Genomic DNA, 2333 nt, shown 5'->3' with positions numbered 1-2333 from the left:
CGTGGTTGCCGTGCTGCTCGACTGCGTGAAGGCCACGTTCGACCAGGGCGACTGGCCCGATGCGCGCTGGCTGGGTTAGAGAGCGCCCGTGATCGGCGTGAGCCGCGTCCAGGGCGGTCGTGGTTTCCCCGGCGGATGCGCGCGGCCGGGACAGGCCATCGCCGGCAGGCCCCGGCGTGCTTCCGCCGGGGCCGCGCGGCGCTTACTTCACCGGCATGCAGATGCGCGTCTGCAACTGCGCGGGCGGCGTGCTGCGCGGGTCGTTCAGGTACTGCTCGAACATCGGGAAGTCGGCCGGCACCATGCCGCTCGCGGGCAGCCATTCGGAGAACATCCAGTTATACGGCCGGTCCATCTCGTTGTACGGCCCCGTGTAGGTCAGGATCGCGCAGCGGCCGGCGGGGATCTCGAAGCGTTCCAGCTCGTCGCCCACCTCGGCGTCGGGCGCGACGGACATGCCGGCCATCGAGCGCAGCCGGTCGGCCGGCACCTGCTCGGGATCGTCGAAATACACGCCGAAGCCGATCGCCTCGGGGCGCGCCAGGCCGCGGGCGGCGGCCAGCATGAAGGCGCGGGTGAACACCGGGCCGATTTCCTGATAGCTGCCGTGGTGCGGCAATGCGGCCAGTACGGCGCCGGGGAAGGTTTCGATGGTAACGGGATACATGCCGAGCTCCTGTGGATTGAACGGAACGGAGCGGGCCGCGCGGTAGCGCCCCGGCGACAGGCCGAAGGTCGCACCGAACGCGCGGTTGAAGGCAGCGTCCGACGTATAGCCGGCGCGCTGCGCAACGTCGCGCAATGGCACCCCGGTCCCGCCCAGTGCGACCGCCGCACGGTGCATGCGAATGCGCTGCACGGTGGCATTCACCGTCTCACCGAGCATCGCGCGGTAGACGCGATGAAAGTGATACGGCGACAAGCACGCGAGGTCGGCCAGCAGATACAGATCCGGGTCGGCGTCGGGATGGCTTGCCAGCCAGCGCAGGACGGGGTCCATGCGCCGGGCGTATTGGGTCAGGGTTCGGGTTTTCAATTGCGGGCTCCTGGAGGAGCAATGTAGGGTCGGCGGGTTTGCAGATTTTGCGGTTTTTTCGGAGAAGGGGAAACCGCGCCGGCACTGTTTCGCGCGCTACAGCCGCGCCAGCAATTCCCGCCGCATGAGCTTGCCGTTGCCGTTGAACGGCAACGCATCGATGGGGAGGATGCGCGCCGGGTGCTTGTAGGCGGCGAGCCGTTCGCGCAGATACTGGCGCAACGCGGCTTCGTCGAGCGGATGCGTGGCATCGACGAGTTCGACGAATGCGACGACGGCCTCGTTGCCGTCCGCTTCCTTCTGGCCGACCACGGCGGAATTCCGGATGCCGGGGAAACCGTTGAGCGCCTGTTCCACTTCGCCCGGATACACGTTGAAGCCGGAGCGGATGATCATGTCCTTGAGCCGTCCGACGATGAACAGTGCGCCGTCGTCGTGCAGTTCGCCGAGGTCGCCCGATGCGTACCAGCCGCCGTCGCGCATCACGTCGGCCGTGGCGTCCGGGTCGCGGAAATAGCCGGGCATCAGGCCCGTGCCGCGCAGCCAGATTTCGCCGCGCGCGCCGGCCGGCAGCGTGCGGCCGCTGGCCGGATCGACGATGCGCAGTTCGGCGCCCGGAAAAGCGTAGCCCGCGCTGGTGTCGTGGCGCGTTTCGCCCAGCCGCGTCGCGTGCAGCGAGCCCGCGTATTCCGACAACCCGTAGCCGTGATGCAGGGTCTGGCCGAACATCGTTTCGACCTTCTGCTTGAGCGCGCTGTCGAGCGGCCCGGCGCCGGCGTACAGGTAGCGCAGATGCGGGGCGTCGGGGTGCGCGATGTGTTGTTCCTCGCCGTGCTGAAGCAGGCGGGCAAACAGCATCGGCGGGCCTTGCACCTGGCTCACGCGCCGGTGTGCGAGCGCGTCGAACAGCTCGGCCGGCTCGAACCGCGCGCGCATCTCGAGCGCGGCGCCCGCATGCAGCGACGCGAGCAGCACCGTGCCCAGCCCGAAGATGTGCGTCATCGGCGCGTACGCGTAGACCTTGTCGTCGGGCCCCAGCGCACGCGATTGCGCGGAGACGCGCGCGAAATGCAGCACGCCGCGGTGCGTCATCATCACGCCCTTGGGCGCGCCCGTCGTGCCGGACGTGAAGATGATCGCCGCGACGTCGCTCGCCAGCGGTTCGGGTTCGACCTGCGCCGCGGCGCGCACGGCGCTGCGCGCGAGGCCGCTCACGCAGGACGGGCGGGCATCGGCGGGGAGGGAAAGAGCGTGGGCCAGCGGGATGAAGCGGATAGTAGCAGTGGAATGTAAAAAA

Annotated in this window: 2 protein-coding genes; both read right to left on the bottom strand. The window is 69.0% G+C overall.

Translation table 11 applies throughout. The features are described from left to right. Positions 1-202 precede the first annotated feature (202 nt). Positions 203-1036: a GyrI-like domain-containing protein gene (locus G3N93_RS38400; RefSeq protein WP_174938666.1), complete on the bottom strand. Its 834-nt coding sequence runs from the start codon at positions 1034-1036 to the stop codon at positions 203-205. Between the two features lie 96 nt (positions 1037-1132). Continuing rightward, the coding region (locus G3N93_RS38395) for a class I adenylate-forming enzyme family protein (RefSeq protein WP_206135373.1) at positions 1133-2333 on the bottom strand (1201 nt) is incomplete at its 5' end.

The organism is Burkholderia sp. Se-20378, from assembly GCF_017104665.1.
GTDB lineage: Bacteria > Pseudomonadota > Gammaproteobacteria > Burkholderiales > Burkholderiaceae > Burkholderia > Burkholderia lata.
The sequence above is the reverse complement of the archived record's forward strand: the minus strand, read 5'-3'. Positions and strand labels throughout refer to the sequence as shown.